A 230-nucleotide genomic window follows, 5' to 3' on the forward strand; every position below is an offset into this window, starting at 1 on the left:
TTGCTCGCGTCTGTTATGCAGTGTCTGGAACGGCACGGCACACCACTGAAACCCCTGTTGGGTTGGGGTTTGTTGTGGGTGTGTGTTTTGTTCTGAATTGGTTTGTCGGTGGTTGTTAGCGGTGGGGTCACGCCCGGTCCCTTTCCGAACCCGGAAGCTAAGCCTACCTGCGCTGATGGTACTGCACCTGGGAGGGTGTGGGAGAGTAAGTCACCGCCGGCATTAAAACT

The 230-nt window shown here is 56.1% G+C and carries 1 rRNA gene; it reads left to right on the plus strand.

Annotated features, from left to right (window positions below):
- Positions 1-104: 104 nt before the first annotated feature.
- Positions 105-222 (plus strand): 5S ribosomal RNA (gene rrf, locus CRD15_RS10040).
- Positions 223-230 lie beyond the last annotated feature (8 nt).

Source organism: Corynebacterium sp. LK28 (assembly GCF_014335105.1).
Lineage (GTDB): Bacteria > Actinomycetota > Actinomycetes > Mycobacteriales > Mycobacteriaceae > Corynebacterium > Corynebacterium macclintockiae.